This window comes from Mycobacterium sp. (genome assembly GCF_035314905.1).
Taxonomy (GTDB): Bacteria; Actinomycetota; Actinomycetes; order Mycobacteriales; family Mycobacteriaceae; genus Mycobacterium.
In genome coordinates this window covers 1-18,760 of record NZ_DATFYW010000114.1, presented here as the reverse complement: position 1 = coordinate 18,760, position 18,760 = coordinate 1, and the positions used below count along the sequence as shown (strand labels likewise).

Sequence of the window (18,760 nt, the reverse complement as noted above, 5' to 3'; positions counted from 1 at the left end):
ACCCGACCAGCTCGAGCCACGGCTGACCCAGAATTCGCTTGATCGCCCGCGCGGCATGCCCGTCGGCCAGCGCGAAGCCGAACTTCTGATCGGCTACCCCTGTGCTCACCGCGCGGTGGCCGTGGATGTCGATGTCCGGTGTCACCCGCAGCAGCACCTGCTGGAATCGGCGCACTCGCCCGGCCAGGAAGGCGATCTCGATGGGAGAATCCACGACGATACGGCCTACACCCACCGTGGCCGCGTCACGCAATTCGTCCGGCGTTTTGACGTTGCCGTGCATGATTATCCGGGCGGGATCCATGCCGCCGGCGAGCGCCGTGGCCAGCTCGCCACCCGAACACACGTCCAGGCCCAGTCCCTCTTCAGTCACCCAGCGGACCACCGCGGTCGTCAGCAGCGACTTGCCGGCGTAGACGACATCGACGTCGGGCAGCGCCGCGCGGTAGCGCCGGATCCTATGTCGAAAATCGGCCTCGTCGAGGACGTATGTGGGGGTTCGGAATTCGTCAGCGACTTCGGTCAACGCCACTCCGCCCACACAAAGCCGACCAAACTTGTCGACATGTGTGGTCAGCGGCCAGATCGCCGGGTCTATCCGGGGCGTGACCGCATGCTGCAGCGACGGCAACAAATCGAAAAACGTCATACACCCAGGGTGTTCTCGGCCGGGCTCGGTGGGACGATGCTTGACGACCCCCTGACGGTGACGGGCCTCATCTTTACGGCATCCTGCTTCGCCCCGGTCAAGCCCTCCGGAACGGGTCTGCCGGTCGGGGTCACGCGCCGTAAACGGGGGCGAATGGCGCGGCCGGGATCCGCCCCGGCAGCCGCGCGACAGCACCCTACGGACGTGAGTCGAGGCGGCGCAGCGCGTCGGCGACCGCTGCGACCGCGGCGTCGATCTCGGCGCGTGAGACCGTCAGCGCGGGCCGGAACCGCACGCTCTCGGAGCCGCTGGCCAGCATGATGACCCGCTGTCGCCACAGTTCGCGGATCAACTCGTCGCGACGTGCTCGGGTCGGCAGGCTGAACGCACACATCAGCCCGCGCCCTCGCACGCCGAGCACCTGGCCGGGCAGTTCGCGGGCCAGGTCGTCGAGCCGCGACAGCAGGTAGTGGCCGTGCACCGCGGCCCGCGCGAACAGGCCGTCGGCCTCGATCACCTCCAGCACCCGCCGCGAACGCACCATGTCGGTCAGGTTGCCGCCCCAGGTGGAGCTGATCCGCGAGCTGACCGCGAACACATTGTCGGCGACCTCGTCGACCCGGCGTCCGGCCATTACGCCGCACACCTGCGTCTTCTTGCCGAACGCCACCACGTCGGGAGTCACACCGAGTTGCTGGTAAGCCCACGCCGTTCCGGTCAGCCCGCATCCGGTTTGCACCTCGTCGAAGATGAGCAGCGCGTCGTATTCGTCGCACAGCTTGCGCATCGCGGCCAAGAACTGCGGCCGAAAATGGCGGTCACCGCCTTCGCCCTGGATCGGTTCGGCGATGAAGCAGGCGATGTCGTGCGGATGGGCCTCGAATGCGCCGCGGGCCTGCCGCAGCGACTCGGCCTCCAGCGCATCCATGTCGTGCCTGTTCAAAGCCGGACGGATATAGGGTGCGTCGATGCGCGGCCAGTCGAACTTCGGGAACCTCGCCACCTTGACCTGCTCGGTGTTGGTCAGCGACAGTGTGTATCCGCTGCGGCCGTGGAACGCGCCGCACATGTGCAGCACCCTGGTGCCGAGTGCCGGGTCGGTGCCGCGCGCCTCGTTGTGGCGGCTCTTCCAGTCGAACGCCACCTTGAGCGCGTTCTCGACGGCCAGCGCGCCGCCGTCGACGAAGAACAGGTGCGGCAGCGCCGGATCGCCCAGCACACGCACGAAGGTATCGACGAACCGGGCCATCGGCACGCTGTAAACATCGGAGTTGCTCGGCTTGTTCACCGCGGCCTCAGCCAGTTCCTCTCGGAAGGCGGCATCGTCGGCCAGCGCCGGATGATTCATCCCGATCGCTGACGACGCAAAGAACGTGAACATGTCCAGGTAGCGCTTGCCGGTCCTGGCGTCGACCAGATACGACCCCGACGATCGGTCGAGGTCGAGAACGAGGTCCAGGCCGTCGGCCAGCATGCTGCGGCCCAGCACCGCGTGTACCTGGGCAGGCGCGAGCCACCGGTCGGCGGCGCCCTCGTAGGGCTCGGACGTCAGAGCCGTGGTCACTTTGAGATGCTAGCCGATAAAATTCGGCAAAGGCGGTGGGCAGACAGTATTTAATACGCCGTAGAGTGTCTTCCCTCGTAAAATGTTTGTAAGATGACGGTGCTTCGGGTACGCACGTTCGCCGTCGTGCGGATCTGTTGCAGCAAGTCCTCGAGCGCGCGCGGGGAGGCCACCCGCACCAGCAGGACATAGCTTTCCTCACCCGCCACCGAGTGGCATGACTCGATGGCCTCGATGTGTTCGAGCCGGGCGGGCGCATCATCGGGTTGAGAGGGATCGAGAGGGGTGATCGCCACGAACGCCGAAAGCATGTGCCCGAGGACCTCGGGGTCAACGCGTGCCGTATACCCCCTCACCACCCCCCGCGACTCCAGCCTCCGCACCCGCGACTGCACCGCCGAGACCGACAACCCGGCGGTGGCGGCCAAGTGCGCCAGCGTCGCCCGCCCGTCGGCGAGGAGTTCCCGCACCAGGATGCGGTCGACCTCGTCGAGTCGCTCGCGCTCTGCCATTGCCGGAGACTATCTCAGCGGCGGTGCGGAATGAGCGTGGCGGGCGTCGAAAGCTGGCAACTGCGCGCGCAATTCGCCGCGGCGCTGTCGCGGATGTACAGCGCCGAGGTTCCTGCCTACTCCACCCTGGTTGACGTCAGCTCGGACGTGAATAGCGACTGCGTGGCCCTTCGGCCGGGCGCCGGGCGACTGGGGTCGCTGGACCGCGTGACCGCGGAGCGCCACGCCGCCATCCGCGTCGGCAGCCCGCGCGAGCTGGCCGACGTTGCGGATTTGTTCGCCGCGTTCGGCATGCATCCGGTCGGCTTCTACGACCTGCGAGACGCCGCGTCACCAGTACCAGTGGTATCGACGGCGTTTCGCCCTGTCGATCCGGACGCGCTGGCGCGCAACCCCTTTCGGGTATTCACGTCGATGCTGGCCAGCGCCGATACCCGGTTCTTTCCGGCCGGCTTGCAGCGCCGCGTCTGTCGGTTTCTCGAAGAGCGTCAACTGTTCGACCCGGCGTTGATCGACGAAGCCCGGCGCATCGCGGCCGATGGTGGCATCCCCGCCGACCGGGCCGAGCGGTTCGTTGCGGCGGCCGTGGCGGCCTTCGCACTGTCCCGGGAACCAATCGACCGCGCCTGGTATGAGGAGCTTACCCGGGTGTCCGCAGTGGCCGCCGACATCGCCGGCGTGCGATCGACTCACATCAATCACCTCACCCCGCGGGTGCTCGACATCGACGAGCTGTACCGACGGATGACCGCGCGGGGCACCACGATGATCGATACGATCCAGGGGCCGCCGCACTGGGACGGGCCGGATGTGTTGTTGCGGCAGACGTCGTTTCGCGCGCTGGCTGAACCGCGGCGCTTCCGCGACCCGGAGGGCTCGGTGACCGACGGCACGCTGCGGGTCCGGTTCGGGGAGGTGGAGGCTCGCGGTGTCGCGCTGACGCCGATTGGCCGCGAGCGGTACGACGCCGCGATGGCCGCTGCGGACAAGGCCGCCGCATCGGGTGCGGCGTGGCAGCAGGCCGTAGAATCGGTTTGGCCGCAATATTTTCCGGCCAGCGATGCGGAGCTGGCGGCGCAGAAGTTAGCCTACTATCGGCACGGGGACCCGTCGCGGCCGATCGTGTACGAGGACTTCCTGCCTCGCTCAGCCGCCGGGATCTTCCGGTCCAACCTCGATGCGGACGCCGAATCCTTCGGCGGTCCCACCGGCACCCACTACAGCCTGGACTGGATGGCAGGTGTGATCGGTCACCACATCCACGACCCCTACGCGCTCTACGAAAAGGCAAGCACATGACCACCGCTGAGTCCACCACGCTGCCCACCGTCGGCGAGCTGCGCGCACGGGTCCGCGACGCGCTGCGTGCGCTCGGTTCGTCAACCCAACTCGGTGAACCCGGCACGCAGGAGCTACCGGCCGGCACCCCGATCACCGGCGACGTTTTGTTCACCGTCGCCGAAACCACCCCGGGCGGTGCCGACACCGCGATCGCCGGAGCGGCCCAGGCGTTTACGACCTGGCGGACCACGCCCGCGCCGCTGCGCGGAGCCCTTGTCGCGCGGCTCGGTGAGCTGCTCGTGGAGCACAGGGCCGAGCTGGCGTCGCTGGTGACGATCGAGGCCGGCAAGATCGCCTCCGAGGCGCTCGGCGAAGTGCAGGAGATGATCGACATCTGCCGGTTCGCGGTCGGGCTCTCGCGTCAGCTCTACGGGCGCACCATCGCCTCCGAGCGGCCCGGCCACCGGCTGATGGAGACCTGGCATCCGCTGGGCGTGGTCGGCGTCATCACGGCGTTCAACTTCCCTGTGGCCGTGTGGTCATGGAACACCGCGATCGCGCTGGTGTGCGGCGACACGGTGGTGTGGAAGCCCTCGGAGTTGACGCCGCTGACCGCGCTGGCCTGCCAGGCACTGATCCAGCGGGCCGCCGACGACGTCGGCGCGCCGCCCACAGTGTGCAGTGTGATCCTCGGCGGCCGGGAAGTCGGCGAGCGGCTCGTCGACGACCCGCGGGTGGCGCTGCTGAGCGCGACCGGCTCGGTGCGGATGGGCCGGCAGGTCGGGCCGCGCGTGGCGCAGCGGTTCGGCCGTGTGTTGCTCGAGCTCGGCGGGAACAACGCCGCCGTCGTCGCACCGTCTGCCGACCTCGACCTCGCGGTGCGCGCCATCGTGTTCGCCGCGGCCGGCACGGCCGGGCAGCGCTGCACGACGCTGCGGCGACTGATCGTGCACCGGTCGGTCGCCGACACGCTGGTGGAGCGGATACTGGCCGCGTACCGCCAGCTGCCGATCGGTGATCCGTCGGACGAAGGCACGCTGGTCGGACCTCTGATCACCGAGACCGCCTACCGCGAGATGGTCGGCGCGCTGGAGCAAGCCCGCGCCGACGGCGGCGAGGTCTTCGGGGGCGAGCGTGTCGATCTTGGTCCGAACTCGTATTACGTGCGGCCCGCGGTGGTGCGGATGCCGGCACAGACCGAGCTCGTGCACCGCGAGATATTCGCGCCGATCCTTTATGTGCTCACCTACGATGCGCTGGACGATGCAATAACGTTGAATAACGCTGTACCGCAGGGACTTTCGTCGTCAATCTTCACCATCGACATGCGCGAAGCGGAGCGGTTCATGGCGGCCGACGGGTCCGACTGCGGCATCACCAATGTCAACATTGGGACCTCAGGCGCCGAGATCGGTGGGGCGTTCGGCGGCGAGAAGCAGACCGGCGGCGGCCGCGAATCCGGCTCCGACGCGTGGAAGGCGTACATGCGGCGGGCCACCAACACCGTCAACTACTCACAGGCGCTGCCGCTGGCTCAGGGTGTGCACTTCGGCTGATCGGCCTGAGCGCGAAGGTTCAATGTGTTGCTGCTACGGCTGGCCCGTAGAGATCCCGCTAAGGACAGTCGCTCTCCTGCGACGCCGTAGGACCATGTGGGTGCGGCAGCGCGGCAATGGATAGGAACCCCGTGGAGATCGGTCCGGAGCAGGCCGGCGGTGCTCCGTTCGGATGGCCATCGATGGCCGCCGAATGCCCGCCACGGGGTCGGCTGCACATCTTCGTCGGCGCGGCCCCCGCGGTGGGCAAGTCTTAGCGCGATGCTGGCGGGGCATCATCACCGCACCAGGCCGCGGCGTGCGGTTCTCGCCCGCCGGCTACCCACCTCCGGCGCGACATTGAACTCACCGACGCCCCGCCGGCGTGTCCCGTCGCTGAGGTCAGTGTCGCTTGGCCACCCGCGGATCCCGCAGCCCCGCAGCACCGCAATACCCCCGCGGGGTATACTTACAGCAGCGATCAGATGAGGCGGAGGACCGAGGATTGAAGTGCGTGACGTGCGGAGACGAGATTCTGCAGGAGAGGGCGGAGCTCGGCTTCAAGTACTGCACGAAGGCGAAGTGCGTTCGAGAAAACCGTGACGACATCGCCGTGGTCGAAATTGCCCAACACAAGTCCAACCCGGAGTACGTGATCCTCGACGGCAGTCGAGGGGAACGAGCACTGAAGGACATGCGGGAAGGGAAGTACCGGCGGGATCCGGTCGTGGTGAAGCGCGAACCTCGTCGCACCGGCTTCGTCGTTCCGAAAGGCAGCTTCGCGAAGGCGAAGATCCAGACGCACGACCCGAACAGGGTGAAGTTCGTGCAGGCGCTTCGGGATCAGGGGTACCGGGTGGACGAGATTGTCGAAAAGGGCGCGTATATGAACCTGACCCGCAGTGAAGTGGCGCGGTACATGAGTGGAAGAAGGCGGTAGCTCTCGCTGCTCGACCTACTCGGGATCGACCGGTTCACGGCGATAGGCTGGTCGCTGGGTGGGCAATACGCCGCGGCCGTCGGCTATGCGCTCTGGCCACGGGTGCCGCGCATCGCGATCATCGCAGGCGCGTTACGGCTGACCGAGCGCGGCGTGTTCGCTGGTCTGCCGACGATCGACCGTGTCTACTGCCGGCTGTCGCGGTACGTACCGTGGGTGGCTCGACTGTGCTTCCGCGCCATGCGGTTCACGGCGGGTCGTGCCCCCGATCTCTCCGGGCGATTGGCCGCGGGCGATCTCGGAGAAGCAGACGGGGCGGTGTTGCGTGGTGAGGGGTTTCCCACGTTCACGTGAATGTTTGGGCCGGAGGACCTCCGCGTACCGGTTGACGTGTGGGCCGGAAGCGACGACCAACTGATGGATCCCAGTTGCCGCATGAGCTCGCCCGCCGAATCCCTGATGTGACTCTGCACCTCAGACCCGGCGGGCACTTCCTTGCGCACCTGTATGACGGCGACATTTTCGGTTCGCTGCGCCGCCAGTGAAAGATTCCCAGCGCCGCCGATGAAATACGCGCCGCAGGCTGTGCGAATCCTGTGTGCCGACAGTCACACCGGCGATCAGGAAGGCTGAGGGTATCCGCCGGAGTTACCAGCCAATAGGTATCGCGCGTGAAAGCGAGTGGAAGGTTGCCCATGACGATTGAACTCGGCACCCCCGCAGATGTGAGCGATACCCGAGACGAGCGGCGCGCCCGCCGGACCGCTGACTTGTATGCCGGCGACACCCAGTTCGCCGAGGCCAGGCCCGATCCCGCGGTGGTCGAAGCCGCGGGCCGGCCGGGCCTTCGGCTCGCGGAGATTTTGCAGACGTTCGTCGAGGCCTACGCGGATAGGCCGGCGCTCGGTCAGCGCAGCCGTGCGTTGACCACCGACCCCGTCACCGGTCGCGCGTCGGCGCAACTGCTGGCCCGGTTTGACACGATCACCTACCGCGACCTGTGGGACCGGGTGAGTGCGATAGCCACCGCGTGGCGCCACCTCCCGACTCACCCGCTGAGCCCGGGAGACTTCGTCGCCACCGTCGGCTTCGCGAGTCCGGACTACCTGACTGTCGACCTGGCGTGCGCCTATCTGGGCCTGGTATCGGTACCGCTGCAGCACAACGCACCCGTCTCGCAGTTGAAGCCGATCATTGACGAGGTCGAACCGCGGGTGCTCGCGGTGAGCGCACCCTACCTGGATCTGGCCGTCGAATCCGTGCTGGCCAGCGGGTCGCTGCGGCATCTGCTCGTCTTCGACTACCAGCCGGAGGTCGACGAGCACCGGGAGAACCTGCAGCGGGCCCGCACCCGCCTGCACGACGCCGGCATGGCGGTCGTCATCGACACCCTCACGGACGTTGTCGAGCGCGGCAACGCCTTACCGCGCGAGCCGATCTACACGGCCGACACCGACGAGCGGCTGGCGATGATCATGTACACCTCTGGGAGCACCGGCACGCCGAAGGGCGTGATGTACAGCGAGCGGATCGTCGCGAATCTGTGGACCGGCAAGGCGTTCGTCACGCAATCCGAAATACCGGTGTTCAACGTCAATTTCATGCCGCTCAATCACCTCGGCGGCCGATTGCCGCTCGTCTCGTCGTTCCGTGCCGGCGGCACAAGTTATTTCGTGCCGGAGTCCGACCTGTCGACGTTGTTGGAGGACTGGGCCCTCGTGCGTCCCACCGAGATGGGCCTTGTGCCGCGAGTCGTCGACATGCTCTTTCAGCACTATCGCGGCGCCGTCGACCGGCGCATCGGCGCAGGCGCCGCGCCGGCGGTCGCGGAGGCTGAGGCGGCCCTCGAACTGAGGGAGCAGGTGCTCGGTGGCCGGGTGCTCGACGGGTTCGTCGGAACCGCACCGCTGGCCGGGGAAATGAAGGCGTTCATCGATTCTTGCCTCGACGTGCACATCACCGACGGCTACGGCGCGACAGAGGTCGGCGCGGTCTACAAGGACGGTGTGATCACGCGTCCTCCGGTGATCGACTACAAACTCGTTGACGTTCCCGAGCTGGGGTACTTCCGCAGCGACAAGCCCTACCCGCGCGGAGAGTTGCTCGTCAAGTCGGACACCACGTCGCCGGGCTACTACAAACGCCCCGATGTGACCGCCGAGGTGTTCGACGCCGACGGCTACTATCACACCGGCGACGTGATGGCCGAGATCGCGCCCGACCACCTCGTCTACGTTGACCGAAGCAAGAACGTCTTGAAGCTCGCACAAGGCGAATTCGTGGCTGTCGCCAACCTCGAGGCCGTGTTCGCGGCCGCGCCGCTGGTCAGGCAGATCTTCGTGTACGGCAACAGCGAACGGTCCTTCCTGCTCGCCGTCATCGTTCCCACCCGCGAGGCGTTGCACAGGTTCGGCGGCGACACCGCCGCGCTGAAGAGCGCACTGGGCGAATCGCTCCGCGAGACCGCACGGGCAGCCGAGCTGCAGTCCTACGAGGCACCCGCCGACTTCCTGATCGAAACCGATCCGTTCAGCGCCGCGAACGGTTTGCTTTCCGGCGTCGGGAAGATACTGCGGCCCAAGCTCAAAGACCACTACGGCGAGCGGCTCGAGCAGCTCTACGCCGACCTTGCCGTTGCACGCACCGACGAGCTGCGCGAACTCCGCGAAGCCGCCGCACACCAACCCGCGATCGACACCGTCATCGGCGCCGCGCGGGTGGTGTTGGGATCCGCCGACGTTGACGTCGACCCGGACGCGCACTTCACCGACCTCGGCGGCGATTCCCTTTCCGCGCTGACCTTCTCCAACCTGCTGAGCGACATGTTCGGCGTCGAGGTGCCGGTCGGCGTCATCATCAACCCCGCTGGAAGCCTCCGGCAGCTTGCGGAATACGCCGAAAATCAGCGTGGTTCAGGCGCCACGCGGCCCACCTTCGCCACAGTGCACGGGCGCGGCGCGACCGATGTCCGCGCCGGCGACCTCACCCTCGACAAGTTCATCGACGCCGAGACACTGGCCGAAGCCCCGACGCTGCCGCGCGCCACCGCCGACCCGCGCACGGTCCTGCTGACCGGCGCCAACGGGTGGCTCGGACGCTTCTTGGCTCTGGAGTGGTTGGACCGGCTGTCGCAGACCGGCGGGACGCTGATCGCCATCGTCCGGGGCAGCGATACCGCCCAGGCACGGGCGCGGCTGGAGCGGGCCTTCGACGGCACAGACCCCGCCCTCCTGCGGCGTTTCCACGAACTGGCAGCCGATCACCTCGAGGTCGTCGCCGGCGACGTGGCCGAACCCAACCTGGGCTTGGAGGCCGCCACGTGGAACCGGCTCGCCGCGGGTGTTGATCTGATCGTCCATCCGGCCGCGCTGGTCAATCACGTTCTTCCCTATGACCAATTGTTCGGCCCCAATGTCGTGGGAACAGCAGAGCTGATCCGCCTGGCGATCACCGCGAGGATCAAGCCGGTCACCTACTTGTCCACGGTGGCCGTCGCAATGACGGTCGACCCCAAGGAGTTTCGGGAGGACGGTGACATCCGCGAGGTCAGCCCGGTGCGCCCGATCGACGGCACCTATGCCAACGGTTACGCCAACAGCAAGTGGGCCGGCGAAGTGCTCCTGTCGGAGGCTCACGACCTGTGTGGCCTGCCCGTCGCGGTGTTCCGCTCCGACATGATCCTGGCCCACAGCACGTACGCCGGGCAGCTGAATGTGCCCGACGCTTTCACCAGGCTGATTTTCAGCCTCCTGACGACGGGCATCGCGCCACGCTCGTTCTACGAGACTGACGCCTCAGGCTATCGGCCGAGGGCGCATTACGACGGGCTGCCCGTCGACTTCGTCGCCGAGGCGATCACCACGCTGGGCGCGCAGAACACCGACGGGTTCCACTCGTTCGACGTGATGAATCCCTACGACGACGGCGTCTCCCTGGACACGTTCGTCGACTGGCTGATCGATGGCGGCGAGGCGATCCATCGGATCGACGACTATCAGCGGTGGCTCGAGCGTTTCGAGACCGTGCTGAAGGCCCTACCCGAAAAGCAGCGTCAACACTCGGTCCTGCCGCTGCTGCACGCCTATGAGAGACCCGAGAAGCCGGTCCGCGGCGCGATCGCCCCAACCGAGGCGTTTCACTCCGCAGTGCGGGTCGCCAAAGTGGGCGCCGACAACGACATCCCGCACCTGTCGTCGGAGTTGATCGGCAAGTACGTCAGCGACCTGCGACGCCTCGGGCTGATCTAGCGGCACGCCGACCACCGACGGTCCCTCAATCCCTATGCGTCGCGGTCCCGCACGTCGCCGGGTTGATCCCGGTCGCGGCCGCTCGCAATGTCGCTGCAGTCGACGACCTCGACGTCGCGGGCGGTGCGCATGTACGCGGCCGCGCCCTGGTCCCCGGAAAGCCGGGCGAGCACGCCGGGCCAGTGGTCGCGCCGGATGACGACGGGATGGCCTGGCCGGCCACCGAACCATGCGCGTGCGAGCCCGCTGCGGGACGCCAAGGCCCGCTTCAGAACTCGCACCACCACCGCGGCACCGACATCGGGTGTGTCGACGACGTGCAAGACGGCGTAGTCCGCGTTCATGCGCTCGGCGTGCAGCAGGCCGGTCCGAACCGATGCGCTCAGCCCCCTCTCCCAGTCCGGGGCGGTGACACTGACGACCCCCGCCGGAGCCGCGACGTCGGCGGCGCCGAGAACCAGGATGACGTTCATGCATCCCCCGTCTTGAAGCGCGTTGACCGCGGTGGCCAGCCAGCCCTCGACGAGCACCTTCGGCTTGCCGTAGCGCCGTCCCGCACCGGCGGCGAGCAGCACTCCGACGACGTTCGCCACGGGTTCAGTGCACATCGCCTTCAATGATCTCGCGCCGCAATAGACTTGCGGTGGTGCGTGACATACTCGCGGAGTTGATGTCGATCTGGCGGGCCGGTGGTACGGCCGGCGTGGCCACGGTGGTGCGCACAATCCGGTCGGCGCCGCGGCCGCCCGGCGCAACGATGGTCGTCGCCCCCGACGGCGCGGTGGCCGGATCGGTATCCGGCGGCTGCGTCGAAGCGGCCGTCTATGAGCTGTGCAACGAGGTGGTGCAAACCGGGCGGCCCGCGCTGCAGCGCTACGGCATCAGCAACGAAGACGCATTCGCCGTGGGCCTCACCTGCGGCGGCGTCATCGAAGTCTTCGCCGAACCCGTATCCCGGAGCACCTTCCCGCAACTGCAGGCGGTGGCTGACGACATCGCCGCGCAGCACCCGACCGCTGTGGCCACCGTCATCGCGCATCCAGACCCGGAATGGATCGGACGCAGGCTGGTCATCGGGCATGATGCAATCGGCGGGTCGCTGGGCTCTGCGCGTGCGGATGCTGCCCTCAGCGATGACGCGCGGGGCCTGCTCGCCGCCGGCCGCACCGCCGTTTTGACCTACGGGCCGGACGGCCAGCGGCAAGGCGTGGAGATGGAGGTGTTCGTCTCGAGTTACGCGCCACGCCCGCGGATGCTGGTGTTCGGTGCGATCGACTTCGCCGCGGCGCTGGCCGAGCAGGGCGCGTTTCTCGGCTACCGGGTCACCGTGTGCGACGCCCGCCCCGTGTTCGCGACGCGGGCCCGATTCCCCGCCGCCGACGAGGTCGTCGTCAACTGGCCCGACCGCTACCTGGCAGCGCAAGCGGAGCGGGGCGCCATCGACGGCCGCACGGTCATCTGCGTGCTCACCCATGACCCGAAGTTCGATGTGCCGGTCTTGAAGGTGGCGCTGCGCCTCCCCGAGGTCGCCTACGTCGGGGCCATGGGCTCGCGGCAGACGCACAAGGACCGGATGGACCGGTTGCGCGAGGTCGGTCTGAGCGAGGCCGAGCTGGGCCGGCTTGCCAGCCCGATCGGTCTGGACCTCGGCGCTCGAACGCCGGAGGAAACCGCGGTGTCGATTGCGGCAGAGATCATCGCGCGCCGATGGGGCGGCCAGGGCCGCCCGTTGACCGAGGTTGACGGACGCATCCACCACGACATGACCGAAGACGCCTTGGCCACCCGATCCGGCAGGCGGTAGCCGGCCACACGTGACTCCCGTCACGGCCCCTAGTACAGTCACGCTGTGCGACTGCTCAGCGTGACTGGCAATCGGCTCGGCGGAGGGGAGCGAATCCCATGACGGAGGCTGTCGCGGCCCGCTATGCGGGCACCCGGGTTCAGCGGGTCGAAGACACCCGCCTGCTTACCGGGCGTGGCACGTTCGTCGACGACGTATCGCGGCCGGGCATGCTGCACGCCTGCTTCGTGCGCAGCCCGTTTGCGCGTGCCCGGATCAACGGCATCGACAGTTCAGCGGCGGTGGCGCTGCCCGGCGTTCACGCGGTCTTCGTCGCCGCCGACCTCAACCCCGGCGCGAAGGAGGCCTGGTACGCCGTAGCGGGCAAGGATGTTCCCGACACGCCTCGCCCACCGTTGGCCGAGGATGAAGTAAGGTTCGTCGGCGACCCCGTTGCGCTCGTTATCGCCGAGAACCGATACCTCGCCGAGGATGCGATCGAACTGGTCGAGGTCGACTACGAGCCCCTGCCGGCCATCGCCGATTTCACCAAAGCCCAGACATCGGATGTGCTCGTTCACCAGAACTACCCCGACAACGTCGCGGGGGGAATGGCCGGGGCCCCGCCCGACGAGGAGACCTTCTCCTCGGCCGCGCACGTCGTCTCCGAAAACGTCTACCAGCAGATCTATCTGCCGGTGCCGATCGAGACGCGGGGCATCGTCGTCGAGTGGCAGGCCGCCTCGGACGAATTGACCATCTGGGCCTCCACCCAGACGCCGCACGAGATGCGCGCATTCTGCGCGCGCCTGCTGGGCATTCCCGCACAGCGCGTCCGGGTCATCATGCGCGACACCGGCGGAGGCTTCGGCCAGAAGGTCGTCCCGATGCGCGAAGACATGTGCATCATGCTGGCCGCCCGCAAGGTGCCCGCGGCGCTGAAGTGGATCGAGGACCGGCGCGAGAACCTGATGGCCGCCGGGCAGGCCCGGCACGTCAACGGCACGGCCAGGATGGCCTTTGATGACGACGGCAACATCCTCGCCGCCGACATCGACTTCATCCAGGACGTCGGGGCGTACCCGACGCCGTACCCGGTGTTCACGACCGCCGCCGTCGGGATGTTCTTCCCCGGCCCATACCGCGTCCCCAGGGCCAGCTTCGCGTACAAGACGGTGTTCTCCAACACCAGCGGCCTGGCGGCCTACCGTGGTCCGTGGCAGTACGAAACCCTCGCCCGCGAAATCCTGCTCGATATCGCCGCGCGGAAGATGAACGTCGATCCCGTCGACCTGCGGCGGCGGAACCTGCTGCGCCGGGACGAGATGCCCTACGTCAATCCCAACGGCATGCCCTACGACCATGTCGCTCCGATCGAGACGTTCGAGCAGGCCGTGAAGATCCTCGATCATGGGGGCTTCCGGAAGGAGCAGAGCGACGCCCTGCACCAGGGTCGCTACATCGGCCTGGGATTCTCCGCATATATCGAGCCGACCGGTGCCGCAACCGGCCACCTCGCCACCGAGGGCGCCGCGATCCGCGTCGAGCCGACCGGCAAGATCAATGTCTACGTCAACGGCGGTTCGAGCGGGAACAGCATCGAGACCACCGTCGTCCAGTTGACCGCCGACGCGCTGGGCGCCGACATCGACGACGTGGCCACCATCCAGGGCGACACGGCGGTGACACCGTACGGAGCCGGCACTCAGGGCAGCCGCAGCGGGCCGATGACGGCCGGGGCCGTCAACGAAGCCGCCACAGTTGTGCGCAAACAGATCGTGGCGATGGCCGCCCACTTTTTGGGCGTGGCGGAATCCGAGATCGAGCTGGCCGGCTCCCGGGCCGGCGTCCGCAACGATTCGGCCAAGAGTGTGAGCTTCGCCGACCTGGCCTACCGCGCGTACTACGAGCCCCAGCAGCTGCCGCCCGGCATGTCGGCGTCGCTGGAGGCGACCGCGCGTTTCACCTCTCAGGCGCCGATCCACTGGGCCAACGCGACGCACGCGTGCACCTGCGAGGTGGACGTGAAAACCGGCCATGTGGCATTGACCCGCTACATCGTCAGTGAAGACGTCGGCCCGATGATCAATCCCAATGTGGTCGAGGGCCAGATCGCCGGCGGCACGGTACAGGGCATCGGCGGCGCGCTTTTGGAGAACCTCGTTTACGACGACGACGGCAATCCGCTGGCATCGACGTTCGTCGACTATCTGCTGCCGACGGCCACCGAGGTCCCGGTCATCGAGTACGGCCACGTCGAGATTCCGGGTCCGGGTGTCGGCGGGTACAAAGGCGTCGGCGAAGGCGGTGCGATCGGCTCGACACCGGCCGTCATCAACTCGATCAACGACGCGCTGGCACCGCTCGGCGTGACACTGACCAGCCTGCCCGCCAGTCCCGCATCGATAGTCGACCTGATCGAACAAGCCACAGGATGAAGTACGGGGGCAAAGCGGTGTTCCACGAGAAGGACGGGTCAGCGCGTCGTGCGGTCATCAAGGCCGGCGCCAAGGAGACCCGCGGGCAGGGCAATGCCGCCGCGCTGGTGCCGGTAGCCAAGCGAGGCCATCGCTCATGAAGCCCGCGTCGTTCGAATACCACCGCCCCGAAAGCGTCGACGACGCCGCGCGGATGCTGGCCGAGTTCGGCGACGACGCCAAGATTCTGGGTGGCGGCCAGAGTCTGGTCCCGATGCTCTCGTTGCGGCTGGCGTTCTTCGACCATCTGATCGATGTGTCCCGATTGGACGAGCTCAAGGGCATCGCGCGAGATGACGGCTCGGTTCGGATCGGCGCGGGCACCACCGACGCCACCGTCGGCGGCGATGAGCAGATAGCCGCCGCGGTGCCCCTGCTCACCCGGGTTACGCCGTTCATCGGGCATTTCCAGATCCGCAGCCGGGGAACACTCGGCGGGTCGATCGCCCACGCCGATCCGGCCGCGGAGTATCCGGCGGTCGCGCTGGCGCTCGACGCGGAGATGGAAGCGGTCTCGCCGGGCGGACGCCGCACAATCCCGGCCGCCGACTTCTTCACCGGGTTGTGGGAAACCGCTCTGGCACCCGACGAAGTTCTTGTCGGCGTGCGATTTCCGGTATGGGACGGACGGTCTGGCTTCGCTGTGCACGAATTCGCGCGCCGTCACGGCGATTTCGCGATCGCGGGGGCTGTGGTCGGCGTTGAACTCGACGCCGACGACCACGTCAGCCGCTGTGGCATCGGGCTGCTGGGCCTGGGCTCCACACCGAGACGTGGTTCGGCCGCCGAGGAAGCCGCACTGGGCCGGCCGGTCGACGACATCGACCCTGAGGAGATCGGCGCCCTCGCGATGAGCGGACTCGACGATGTCCCCGCCGACCTGCAGGGGTCGGCGACCTACCGCACCAGGATCGGCGCCACCATGGTGGCGCGGGCCTGGCTGTCAGCCACCACGGAGGCACGTGATGAATGAGTTGCCCGTCCAGATCTCGGTCAACGGGCGATCCACTGAGGCGATCGTCGAACCGCGCCTGACGCTGGCGGATTACCTGCGCGAAAAGTGCGGCCTCACGGGTACACATCTCGGCTGCGAGCATGGCGTGTGTGGCGCCTGCACGGTGCTTCTCGACGGTGCGGCCGTCAGGTCGTGCCTGATCTTCGCGGTTCAGGTGGATGGCCAGGAGGTCACAACGGTGGAGGGCATCGCCTCGCCCGACGGTGAGCTCTCGCCCGTGCAGGCCGCACTGAGGGAGTGTCACGGACTCCAATGCGGGTTCTGCACACCGGGCTTCGTCACCACGATCACGGCGCTGCTGCAGGACAACCCCGACCCGACTGATGAAGAGATCCGCCAAGGGCTGTCCGGCAACTTGTGCCGCTGCACCGGTTATCAGGGCATCGTCAACGCCGTCCGCCGCGCGGCGGAACTGACTGGATAGCCCGCGCGCCGGGCACCTGATGTCAGCCCGCCGTCACCCTGGGCACCACCTCGTCGCCCAGGCGGCGGACGAACCCGACCGGGTCGGGATTGCCCGGCAGCGGACCGACATTGATCAGGTCGATTCCCAGTTCGGCGTAGCTTTCGACCGTTTTCACGTAGTCGTCCAAATCCTCGAACGGGTCACGGAACAAGCCGGCGGTCAGACGAATCCCGGCGGGATCGCGGCCCACCGTCTCGCAGTGCCGGTGCAGCACTTCGATCTTGTGCTTGAGCTCGTCGACGGTTTGCGCGGTACTGTTCCACACGTCGGCGTACTGGGCGACCAGCCGCAGCGTCTTCTTCTCTCCCCCACCGCCGATCAGGATCGGTGGACGCCGGATCGGTTGCGGCTCACATATTGTCTCGGCCAGCCGGTAGTGCTTGCCTTGGTAGGGTCCGTCGTTGTCACTCCACATCTGTTGGCAGATCTGGATGGTTTCCTCGAGCATCTCGAATCGCTGGCTCACCGCAGGGTACGGGATCCCCAGCCCGACGTGTTCGCGCTCGTACCACGCCGCCCCGATACCGAACATGGACCTGCCCTGTGAGAGCACATCCAGCGTCGTGACGATTTTCGCCAACACACCGGGGTAGCGGTACGTGACACCGGTGACCAGCGCGGTCAGCGTGATCTTCTGCGTCTGCCCGGCCAGAAACCCCAACGACGTATAGCACTCGAGGAACGGGTCCTCGGCGCGGCCGACGCCCTCCATCTGGAAGAAGTGGTCCGCCAGCGTGAACATCGTCATGCCGCCGTCTTCGGCCGCCTTGGCGGTAGCGGCGAGCGTCGGCCCCATCTTGGCCGCACCTGGCAGGAAGTCGATGAAGTGTACACCTAATTCCATTGTCGCGGTTATCCTTTCATCACTCGGTCAATCGCTGCAGAAGCGAAAGCGCCTCAACGATTACCCGGCGCTCCCGCTCTGAAAACTGGTCGTGCAGTGCCCGCGCCAGCCATTCCTCGCGGGCGTGACGATCGCTCTCGGCGCGTTTGCGCCCGTCCTTGGTCAGCGTGATCACCTGGCGGCGGCTGTCGTCGGGGTCCGGCGTGCGACGAATCAAGCCATGGCCTTCCAGGGCGGCCACGATCGTGGCCATTGACTGCGGCCGGACCCGCTCGGCCCCGGCCAGCGCACTGGTTGACGACGCACCCTCTTTCCACAACCGGGTGAGCACCGCGGTCTGGGACGGCGTGAGGTCGTCTCCGGTCGCGAGATCCTTCAGCCGGCGCCGCAGCCGACTGAACACCACCCGCAGATCGCGCGCCCCTTGCACCGCGGACTCGCTGATCTCCTCCATACCACCAGCCTAGAACAAACAGTTGAAACTGTACAGTCGAAACTGTAAACCATCTGCCGAAATCGCCTGGTCCCTCGGCGTGTCGGGCGATTCCGCGTCTGCTCGCGCCCGATAGTTGGGCATGCTCCGCAATACCGCTTTGGTGCTCATTGCCGCGACCGCGCTGACCTGCGCGTGCGACTCGACGATCACCGGCAGGGCGACGTGTCCGGGTTGCGGTGACGAAGCCGAGCCGAGCCTCCCGACGACGCGGCCGAAAGTGTCGCCGCCCGCCCCGACGACCCCTGCTCCCCCGACGTCGGTCGGACCGTCGGCTCCGCCGCCGGCTCCACCACCCGGGGGCGCGATCGCGCTGGCGCCGGACTCAGCGGGCTATGTGTTCATCGAGACGAAGTCGGGAAGAACCCGCTGCCAAATCTCCCGTCAGGCGGTTGGCTGTGAGGCCGAGTTCGCCAACCCGCCGATTCAGGGCGGCGAGCCCGCGAACGGCGTCAACGTCACAGCCGACGGTCAATTTCGCTGGCTGGTGGGCAACCTCGGCGACATCCCGGCCGTCACGCTTCAGTACCAGACCTACCGGGCGCAGGGCTGGACAATCGACGCCTCCAGCGACGGCACCCGCTTCACCAACGACCGCACCGGGCGCGGGATGTTCGTCAGCATCGAGAGCGTCGAGGAGTTTTAAGGTTCGGCCGCATCAAGGACCTCTTGGATCACCTCCACCAGGACTGGCCGCCCCGGCTGTTGAGGTGTACCCCGTCGATGTGAAACTCCCAGCCGTTCATTCGCGCGATCTCGTCGAAGCTACGGTGCAGGAGGAACTCGCGGAACAGATAGTCGCGATAGAAGCGGCGGAAGCGGAACTGGGTGAACGGCTTGCCTGGGACATGCTCGAGCCGTGCCACGAACCGTTCGTAGAACGGAACGTAATCGGTGCCATGGGCCAGCGACACCTCGCGGATAATCGAATTGTATTGAGCGAATAGATCATTG

Annotated in this window: 19 protein-coding genes; 12 read left to right on the top strand and 7 right to left on the bottom strand. The window is 67.2% G+C overall.

Features of this window, described 5'->3' with window-relative positions:
* From VKG81_RS09685 to VKG81_RS09675, 3 genes are all read right to left on the bottom strand, one after another.
* A partial coding sequence (locus VKG81_RS09685) for a diaminopimelate decarboxylase family protein (RefSeq protein ID WP_414685211.1) occupies positions 1-649 on the bottom strand: 649 nt, incomplete at its 3' end.
* 196 nt (positions 650-845) lie between these two features.
* Complete coding sequence (gene lat / locus VKG81_RS09680) at positions 846-2,201, bottom strand: L-lysine 6-transaminase (protein ID WP_324395713.1); 1,356 nt, start codon at positions 2,199-2,201, stop codon at positions 846-848.
* A gap of 62 nt (positions 2,202-2,263) precedes the next feature.
* Positions 2,264-2,725: an Lrp/AsnC family transcriptional regulator gene (locus tag VKG81_RS09675; protein WP_324395712.1), complete on the bottom strand. Its 462-nt coding sequence runs from the start codon at positions 2,723-2,725 to the stop codon at positions 2,264-2,266.
* Positions 2,726-2,755: 30 nt separating this feature from the next.
* On the opposite strand from VKG81_RS09675, the gene VKG81_RS09670 reads away from it, so the two are divergent.
* The 6 genes from VKG81_RS09670 (at position 2,756) to car (ending at position 10,728) form a co-directional block, all read left to right on the top strand.
* Complete coding sequence (locus VKG81_RS09670) at positions 2,756-4,024, top strand: VOC family protein (protein WP_324395711.1); 1,269 nt, start codon at positions 2,756-2,758, stop codon at positions 4,022-4,024.
* Positions 4,021-5,562, top strand: a complete 1,542-nt coding sequence (locus tag VKG81_RS09665) for an aldehyde dehydrogenase family protein (protein ID WP_324395710.1) — start codon at positions 4,021-4,023, stop codon at positions 5,560-5,562. The genes VKG81_RS09670 and VKG81_RS09665 overlap by 4 nt, the downstream gene beginning before the upstream one ends.
* A gap of 131 nt (positions 5,563-5,693) precedes the next feature.
* Entirely contained in the window at positions 5,694-5,819 is a 126-nt protein-coding gene (locus VKG81_RS09660; RefSeq protein ID WP_324395709.1) for a hypothetical protein, read from the top strand.
* 236 nt (positions 5,820-6,055) lie between these two features.
* Positions 6,056-6,481: a hypothetical protein gene (locus VKG81_RS09655; RefSeq protein ID WP_324395708.1), complete on the top strand. Its 426-nt coding sequence runs from the start codon at positions 6,056-6,058 to the stop codon at positions 6,479-6,481.
* Between the two features lie 102 nt (positions 6,482-6,583).
* The gene (locus tag VKG81_RS09650; protein WP_324395707.1) at positions 6,584-6,835 is read left to right on the top strand and encodes a hypothetical protein; all 252 of its coding nucleotides are present in this window, start codon (positions 6,584-6,586) and stop codon (positions 6,833-6,835) included.
* A 341-nt stretch (positions 6,836-7,176) separates the two neighbouring features.
* The gene (car, locus tag VKG81_RS09645) at positions 7,177-10,728 is read left to right on the top strand and encodes a carboxylic acid reductase (RefSeq protein WP_324395706.1); all 3,552 of its coding nucleotides are present in this window, start codon (positions 7,177-7,179) and stop codon (positions 10,726-10,728) included.
* 32 nt (positions 10,729-10,760) lie between these two features.
* Here the strand turns inward: car and VKG81_RS09640 are convergent, their stop codons facing one another.
* Complete coding sequence (locus tag VKG81_RS09640; protein ID WP_324395705.1) at positions 10,761-11,336, bottom strand: nucleotidyltransferase family protein; 576 nt, start codon at positions 11,334-11,336, stop codon at positions 10,761-10,763.
* A gap of 38 nt (positions 11,337-11,374) precedes the next feature.
* Between VKG81_RS09640 and VKG81_RS09635 the strand changes: the two genes are divergently transcribed.
* The 5 genes from VKG81_RS09635 to VKG81_RS09615 all read left to right on the top strand — a co-directional run bounded on the left by VKG81_RS09635 (position 11,375) and on the right by VKG81_RS09615 (position 16,427).
* Positions 11,375-12,532 carry an XdhC family protein gene (locus VKG81_RS09635; protein WP_324395704.1) on the top strand — a complete coding sequence of 386 codons (1,158 nt, stop codon included), beginning with the start codon at positions 11,375-11,377 and terminating at the stop codon, positions 12,530-12,532.
* 98 nt (positions 12,533-12,630) lie between these two features.
* A complete protein-coding gene (locus VKG81_RS09630) occupies positions 12,631-14,949 on the top strand; it encodes a xanthine dehydrogenase family protein molybdopterin-binding subunit (RefSeq protein ID WP_324395703.1) in 2,319 nt (772 codons plus the stop codon).
* On the top strand, positions 14,946-15,089 hold the full coding sequence (locus VKG81_RS09625) for a hypothetical protein (RefSeq protein ID WP_324395702.1): 144 nt from the start codon (positions 14,946-14,948) through the stop codon (positions 15,087-15,089). The genes VKG81_RS09630 and VKG81_RS09625 overlap by 4 nt, the downstream gene beginning before the upstream one ends.
* Positions 15,086-15,961, top strand: a complete 876-nt coding sequence (locus VKG81_RS09620; RefSeq protein WP_324395701.1) for a xanthine dehydrogenase family protein subunit M — start codon at positions 15,086-15,088, stop codon at positions 15,959-15,961. Before VKG81_RS09625 ends, VKG81_RS09620 begins: the two co-directional genes overlap by 4 nt.
* Entirely contained in the window at positions 15,954-16,427 is a 474-nt protein-coding gene (locus VKG81_RS09615; RefSeq protein ID WP_324395700.1) for a (2Fe-2S)-binding protein, read from the top strand. Before VKG81_RS09620 ends, VKG81_RS09615 begins: the two co-directional genes overlap by 8 nt.
* Before the next feature lie 22 nt (positions 16,428-16,449).
* Here the strand turns inward: VKG81_RS09615 and VKG81_RS09610 are convergent, their stop codons facing one another.
* Together VKG81_RS09610 and VKG81_RS09605 are read right to left on the bottom strand one after the other, a co-directional pair.
* Complete coding sequence (locus VKG81_RS09610) at positions 16,450-17,313, bottom strand: LLM class F420-dependent oxidoreductase (protein WP_324395699.1); 864 nt, start codon at positions 17,311-17,313, stop codon at positions 16,450-16,452.
* Positions 17,314-17,332: 19 nt separating this feature from the next.
* Positions 17,333-17,767, bottom strand: a complete 435-nt coding sequence (locus tag VKG81_RS09605) for a MarR family winged helix-turn-helix transcriptional regulator (RefSeq protein ID WP_324395698.1) — start codon at positions 17,765-17,767, stop codon at positions 17,333-17,335.
* A gap of 121 nt (positions 17,768-17,888) precedes the next feature.
* Between VKG81_RS09605 and VKG81_RS09600 the strand changes: the two genes are divergently transcribed.
* Positions 17,889-18,452 carry a hypothetical protein gene (locus VKG81_RS09600; protein WP_324395697.1) on the top strand — a complete coding sequence of 188 codons (564 nt, stop codon included), beginning with the start codon at positions 17,889-17,891 and terminating at the stop codon, positions 18,450-18,452.
* A 28-nt stretch (positions 18,453-18,480) separates the two neighbouring features.
* Here VKG81_RS09600 and VKG81_RS09595 read toward each other — a convergent pair.
* Positions 18,481-18,760 (bottom strand): hypothetical protein (locus VKG81_RS09595; RefSeq protein WP_324395696.1); only part of this gene is annotated, 280 nt, incomplete at its 5' end.

Coding starts and splice junctions, on each gene's coding strand:
- VKG81_RS09675 (WP_324395712.1), bottom strand. CDS start 2,725: ATGGCAGAGCGCGAGCGACTCGACGAGGTCGACCGCATCCTGGTGCGG.
- VKG81_RS09670 (WP_324395711.1), top strand. CDS start 2,756: ATGAGCGTGGCGGGCGTCGAAAGCTGGCAACTGCGCGCGCAATTCGCC.
- VKG81_RS09665 (WP_324395710.1), top strand. CDS start 4,021: ATGACCACCGCTGAGTCCACCACGCTGCCCACCGTCGGCGAGCTGCGC.
- car (WP_324395706.1), top strand. CDS start 7,177: ATGACGATTGAACTCGGCACCCCCGCAGATGTGAGCGATACCCGAGAC.
- VKG81_RS09640 (WP_324395705.1), bottom strand. CDS start 11,336: ATGTGCACTGAACCCGTGGCGAACGTCGTCGGAGTGCTGCTCGCCGCC.
- VKG81_RS09630 (WP_324395703.1), top strand. CDS start 12,631: ATGACGGAGGCTGTCGCGGCCCGCTATGCGGGCACCCGGGTTCAGCGG.
- VKG81_RS09625 (WP_324395702.1), top strand. CDS start 14,946: ATGAAGTACGGGGGCAAAGCGGTGTTCCACGAGAAGGACGGGTCAGCG.
- VKG81_RS09620 (WP_324395701.1), top strand. CDS start 15,086: ATGAAGCCCGCGTCGTTCGAATACCACCGCCCCGAAAGCGTCGACGAC.
- VKG81_RS09615 (WP_324395700.1), top strand. CDS start 15,954: ATGAATGAGTTGCCCGTCCAGATCTCGGTCAACGGGCGATCCACTGAG.
- VKG81_RS09610 (WP_324395699.1), bottom strand. CDS start 17,313: ATGGAATTAGGTGTACACTTCATCGACTTCCTGCCAGGTGCGGCCAAG.
- VKG81_RS09605 (WP_324395698.1), bottom strand. CDS start 17,767: ATGGAGGAGATCAGCGAGTCCGCGGTGCAAGGGGCGCGCGATCTGCGG.
- VKG81_RS09600 (WP_324395697.1), top strand. CDS start 17,889: ATGCTCCGCAATACCGCTTTGGTGCTCATTGCCGCGACCGCGCTGACC.